Source organism: Parendozoicomonas verongulae (genome assembly GCF_009711465.1).
In the GTDB taxonomy this organism is placed as follows: domain Bacteria; phylum Pseudomonadota; class Gammaproteobacteria; order Pseudomonadales; family Endozoicomonadaceae; genus Sansalvadorimonas; species Sansalvadorimonas verongulae.
The window spans coordinates 1-2,577 of the sequence record NZ_SMME01000639.1 but is presented as its reverse complement, the minus strand read 5'-3'; the positions used below and the strand labels follow the sequence as shown (position 1 = coordinate 2,577).

Genomic DNA, 2,577 nt, shown 5'->3' with positions numbered 1-2,577 from the left:
ATGGTGGTTTGAGAGGAGTCGAACTCACGTAGCTTACGCTTCCAGTCACTGAACAGGTGGGGAGGAAGCTGGTTTTGCTGACACCAGGCTGTTTGCGATAGGCCTGAGTGTTGCTAGTTCTGGATTCTGGCTTCCTAAGTTTTTCTGAGTTGCTCGCGTTCTGCAGTCTTCATCAGGAAATCTCCAAAATGAAAGCTGCATTATGAAAGAAGAAGGTTTTTGCGGCTTCGCGGGCGAAGGCTTCAAGCTGTGCTTGTTCATGTTGCCTATCCTCAACCATGGTTGGTTCTAAGATAGGCAGAGACACAGTTTTATCTACACTCTCGTTCAATATGATGCCCTGCAAAGAATATTAATGAGGTTTGCAGGACACCAGTTTTTCACTCAATCAAACCTCAGAAGTAAACGACATATAAGTAGGCCAGCTTCCCGAGTTGACCATATTGATCGCTTTGAACTTATTCGCCATTTCTTCAGTCTGAGCAGTTGCAGAAGCTGAGAAATCGAACTCAAGTTCATCACGATACATAGCTCTTGGCTGCCAATAGCCCATACCCTGATCAAGCAGAATTCTGCTTTGCTTTCCTGATTTCCACTCAATGGTTATCACCCGACCATGCAGCAACTCCCACGGTTTATCCTTCAAAGAGAGATCAGGAACACAACCAAGAACGAGCTTGAGCCACTTACTGAGAATGTCTCCCTGATCCTCCTCATAAATCCAATCGTGTTTTATCTGATAACTGTTTTCTTTTCCTATGGACCTCAGACTCTGTATTTCTACCCGCTCAAGATCATCACTCTTAAACAGGTAGAGGAAACCGCTCAACAATAACAATGACCAGGGCGACTTCAGGTATCGATCAGAATAACTGATGGCTACTGCCGAATCCTGTTCGAGTAATTGAGCAAATTCTGGAACCTGCTGCTCAACAATTTTCTTCAGACGTTTACATAGGGAAAGTACAGAACCGTTAAGTTCAGAGGTTATTTCAACAACGGTAGAACCCGTTTGAGTTATTCCCCAGCTACTCATATCAACAGGCGACACTTGAGAAGCAGGTATCAATCTGGATGATACCAATGTACAGGCTTCATCCTGCCTTAACCAGTGTTCACCCGGCTCAGTAAAGTCAGTACTTGATGCAAATAGACTGAAACAATTTGAATCAGTATACACCTGAATCATCAGGTATGGAGCATTACTAGACCAGACGTCACCTGTCGTCAGGGCTTTGATGCCCAAGCCAGATAGAAGCTTAAGATTCCGTTGGCTTTCTTCATCAAGGTCTTTCGAATGTTCAATAATCAGCTCAACCCCTAGCTGGTCTGTCGCCTTCCAACTCAATAGTTTGTCCCTGAAAATAGGGTGCGCTAAATCCCAGCCTCGACTGTCTCCAGACATGAAGATACGAATTGTTTTACTCGTGTTCTCCATTGGCAACTTATTGATTGACGACTGAATGAATTGAAGCGCCGTTTGAGAGCAATACTCGGCACCCTGAACAATCGAGAACTGGTCAGGCAAGTGCAAATAGTCTTGAAAGTTGCAGTTGAATAACCACTGACGTGCAGCCCTGCGATCCAGTTCTTCATACTCAACCCGGCTGTCCTGACTGGCAAGACAGTGAGAACAAACATTTTCACACTGAGATCGACACTCCAGCTTCCTCAATACCAACCTCATTAACCTCGCAATATTGGCAACACCAGCAACAACAAAACCTGCACCACCACTGACAAGGTCAAAGACTTGTATAACCGAGCGTGTCTGGCCGGTATCAGTATCCCGGTCGATTTTAGAGCCAAAGCCCATCTCGGTACTTGCTATACCCAGTTCATCAGCAATGGCATCTCTCAGAGCCACAGCCAGAGTCGTTGCAATTATCTGATCCTTACCTGAATCAGTTAACCACTCGCCTGTTAATGGGTTACGCAAATAGATTTCAAGAACATCTGTCTGGATTTTATAGCCTAGATGCAAATGAGGCTTTATATGACCAGCACAATCCACCAGCTTACCATTTTGTGTTTTTCCACCAAGAGGTCTATGAGTGTGTGGAGGTGCAAAGAATTTTGGAATCTCCCCATCTGCACTCATAGACTCTGATCGACCACACTCCATACAAATGGCATAGCCTTTCTCGTTTTCTCCGGAGGAATGGTAAAAAACCGAGCCATTGTGACCATAACGAATAAAACCACAACGGCTGTCGGGCAAGTTCAATGAATCACCTTCAAGTTGAATACGTGGACGCTCAACACGAATGTACTTCTGAGAACTAATGTCATTACTGGTTGGTTCATAAAAATCACTAGTGAAACCTGCTGGCCTCAAAATTTCTTTCTTCTGTGAAGCAGGTATTTCTGTCCGGCATTCATGACACTTCAAATCGTTACTATTACTGTAGGCATTTTCGGCAACACCTGTAGTACCACAGTTTTTACAGCGCCAGGCTATATCAAATTTCTGGGCACCTTGCTGAAATGCTGTGTAGAGCTGCACACCAGCGGAACGGTACACACGGCCGTCGATAACAATCTGAGAACCTGGAGCATACTCTCGTATGGCAATAT

At 44.8% G+C, this 2,577-nt stretch carries 2 protein-coding genes and 1 pseudogene; all 3 read right to left on the bottom strand.

Annotation, left to right across the window (positions count from 1 at the left end):
- A pseudogene (gene tnpA / locus E1189_RS26120) lies at positions 1–101 on the bottom strand (IS66 family insertion sequence element accessory protein TnpA); the annotation flags it as partial.
- 71 nt (positions 102–172) lie between these two features.
- On the bottom strand, positions 173–331 hold the full coding sequence (locus tag E1189_RS02125; RefSeq protein WP_155158423.1) for a hypothetical protein: 159 nt from the start codon (positions 329–331) through the stop codon (positions 173–175).
- A 57-nt stretch (positions 332–388) separates the two neighbouring features.
- The gene (locus E1189_RS02120; RefSeq protein ID WP_155158422.1) at positions 389–2,524 is read right to left on the bottom strand and encodes a DUF1998 domain-containing protein; all 2,136 of its coding nucleotides are present in this window, start codon (positions 2,522–2,524) and stop codon (positions 389–391) included.
- Positions 2,525–2,577 lie beyond the last annotated feature (53 nt).